Annotated in this window: 3 protein-coding genes; 2 read left to right on the top strand and 1 reads right to left on the bottom strand. The window is 66.5% G+C overall.

The window, feature by feature from the left end:
• Nucleotides 1–486 precede the first annotated feature (486 nt).
• Nucleotides 487–1,155 carry a S41 family peptidase gene (locus AUV08_RS12080; protein WP_061866748.1) on the top strand — a complete coding sequence of 223 codons (669 nt, stop codon included), beginning with the start codon at nucleotides 487–489 and terminating at the stop codon, nucleotides 1,153–1,155.
• A gap of 203 nt (nucleotides 1,156–1,358) precedes the next feature.
• Here AUV08_RS12080 and AUV08_RS09110 read toward each other — a convergent pair whose 3' ends face one another.
• Nucleotides 1,359–1,931 carry a recombinase family protein gene (locus AUV08_RS09110; RefSeq protein ID WP_061866749.1) on the bottom strand — a complete coding sequence of 191 codons (573 nt, stop codon included), beginning with the start codon at nucleotides 1,929–1,931 and terminating at the stop codon, nucleotides 1,359–1,361.
• A gap of 359 nt (nucleotides 1,932–2,290) precedes the next feature.
• On the opposite strand from AUV08_RS09110, the gene AUV08_RS11840 reads away from it, so the two are divergent.
• On the top strand, nucleotides 2,291–2,380 hold the full coding sequence (locus tag AUV08_RS11840) for a recombinase family protein (protein ID WP_231862035.1): 90 nt from the start codon (nucleotides 2,291–2,293) through the stop codon (nucleotides 2,378–2,380).
• Nucleotides 2,381–2,454: the final 74 nt, after the last annotated feature.

The following is a 2,454-nucleotide window of genomic DNA, read 5'->3' as shown; positions in this document are numbered from 1 at the left end:
ACCATCGGCCTCATACCTCCTGCGGAGACGCTCCTCCGGCCTCGTTGGCACCGGCCCGAGTCAACAACGTCATGCCCTCCTACACCTAGGACGCGAGTCGTCTGCATGGGCGTGGTGCTGGCGGTACTGCTGACCGGGTGTGGAGCCTCCCACGGGGATGGATCGACACCCACGTCGTCGTCCGCTCCACCAGGGACGCCGACCCCTGGTGGAGGATCGTCAAGTGGAGATCAAGACACCCTGGCGTACGCAGATCGGGCCCTCGACGTCCTTGATACCGGGCTGTACGCCTCCGGCGAGCGGTGGGAGCAGGCCCGAGCCCAGGTGCAGGAGACCGCCAAGACGGCGCGCTCACCTCGAGACCTCGACAGTGTCCTGCGCTATGCCACGGGGGTGGCTGGAGGAAAGCATTCGAGCTTCACTCCCGGCCCGGACCCAGCCGAGAGGGGTGAAAGGTCGACCTCCAGCGCTTCTGAGACACCGCGCATGAATGTCACGTTGCCGACCGTCACCACGACGGATGGCATCAGTACCCTCAGCCTGCCAGCACTGCCCGTGGCCAGTGACGACCCCCAGGCGTCCGAGTACGCGATGGTCCTGGCGGACGGAATCGACGCCGCAGCGACCGCGACCTGCGGGTGGGTGGTGGACGTGCAGGGAAACCTGGGTGGGAACATGTGGCCGATGCTCTCGGGGGTCTCCGCGTTGTTGCCGGAGGGGCCGGTGATGTTCTTCCGGGATAGGGCTGGCGAGGACACGGCAGTGACCGTGCAGGAGGACGGGGCAGGCACAGAGGGCATGACGTTCGTCAGCGTGGGGCCCCGGACACAACGCGATGGCGCTCCGATTGCGGTGCTTCAAGACCGGTCCACCTCGTCCTCGGGGGAGGCGGTGCTGGCCGCCTTCCGAGGGTTGCCCAATGCAAGGTCGTTCGGGCAGTCATCGTCAGGGTATGGGTCCGGGAATGCGACGCACGTGCTGTCCGATGGCAGCCGTCTCACCTTGACGGCCGCGGAGTTTGTGGACCGTGGAGGCGAGGTTCTGGGCGATCGCCCGGTGGACCCGGACCTGCCGATCCGTAGGGACGGGGGCGGCGGCACGGACGCGGCTCAGGCGGCGGCGAGGATCTGGCTGCAGGAACGCGGCTGCCCCTGAGCGCCCTGGCCCGCTCGCATCCCGCGGCGCGTGGTCCAGCCGTCGCGAAAGGGATTGTGCGTGCGCTGGCAGGTCGCTCCAATGGCAAGCGTTGTGGCGCGAATCGGCTCCGCCGAAAACGACCGTGTGTGGGCGGGGTGGCCTGTGGATGTGATGGCTTGGTGGCGGGTTTCTGTGATCGCTCAGTGGCGGTGCAGGCGCGGTCAGGTGTCGGTCGTGGTGCGGCGCAGCTCGCGGTAGATGGTGGTGCGGGAGACGTTGAACAGCTCGGCCAGCTCGGCTTGGGTGTGCTCGCCGGCGGCGTGCAACGTCAGCAGGTGCTTGCGCTGAGAGGGCGAGAGCTTGGGCTTCTTGCCTTTGAGTTTGCCCTTGGATCTGGCGATGGCCATGCCTTCGCGGGTGCGCAGGCGGATGAGGTCCGCCTCAAACTCGGCCACCATGCCGAGCACGTTGAACAGCAACCGGCCGACGGCGTCGTTGGGGTCGTAGACCCTGCCTCCGAGACTGAGCGCCACTCCCTTGGTGGTGAGCTCGTCGGCGATGTCCCTCGCGTCCGGGAGCGAGCGGGCCAGCCGGTCGAGCTTGGTCACCACCAGGGTGTCGCCGTCCCGGGTCGCGGCCAGCGCTTCGCGCAACCCGGGCCGGGCGCGGGTCGTTCCCGTCAGGCCGTGGTCGAAGTAGATGTCCTTGTTCTCGACTCCGAGGCGCTCGAGTGCTTCCCGTTGGGCGGAGAGGTCTTGCTCGAGAGTCGAGACGCGCGCGTAGCCGACATGCATGTCCCCATTGTTGCAGTTACCCTCCCCTCACCGCCCACGTCACCGTACGGGTCTTGCGTACATGACGATCCCTCACAAGACGTCGTCTGTGAACCGCATCGATAAGTGGCGGTGTTCTGACGGAGCTAAATGGCGGCATCGAGGTCTTGCGTCCCGATCGGAGTCGTCGGGCCGGCCGAGCTCGAGGTGATCGACGTGTTGATCGCTCTCGGGCGACTGTCCCACTTCCTTGGTAGTGGGACGGCCCGCGTGGGGATCCTTGCCCGATGTGCACGATCGGCGATTCCTGTACCAGAACTTGGACCAAAAGTGCTGAACCATTTAGGTCGTACGGAACCGACTTCCGGTACGCTGGGCGCATGGAATTGGGCTACGCGCGGGTCTCGACGGCCAAACAGGACCTCGACCGGCAGATCGATGCCCTCCGGCAGGTCGGTCAAGCCCCATGAAGTGGTGTAGCGGCTGATTCCTTCGTTGGGGTTGTCAGGCGCTGAACTCGAGGGCGGGCGCGGTGTCGGGGTTC

Source organism: Micrococcus sp. CH7 (genome assembly GCF_001595485.1).
In the GTDB taxonomy this organism is placed as follows: domain Bacteria; phylum Actinomycetota; class Actinomycetes; order Actinomycetales; family Micrococcaceae; genus Micrococcus; species Micrococcus luteus.
Note: the sequence above shows the minus strand (reverse complement) of the source record. Positions and strands in the feature narration are given on the sequence as shown.

Coding starts and splice junctions, on each gene's coding strand:
- AUV08_RS09110 (WP_061866749.1), bottom strand. CDS start 1,931: ATGCATGTCGGCTACGCGCGCGTCTCGACTCTCGAGCAAGACCTCTCC.
- AUV08_RS11840 (WP_231862035.1), top strand. CDS start 2,291: ATGGAATTGGGCTACGCGCGGGTCTCGACGGCCAAACAGGACCTCGAC.
- AUV08_RS12080 (WP_061866748.1), top strand. CDS start 487: ATGAATGTCACGTTGCCGACCGTCACCACGACGGATGGCATCAGTACC.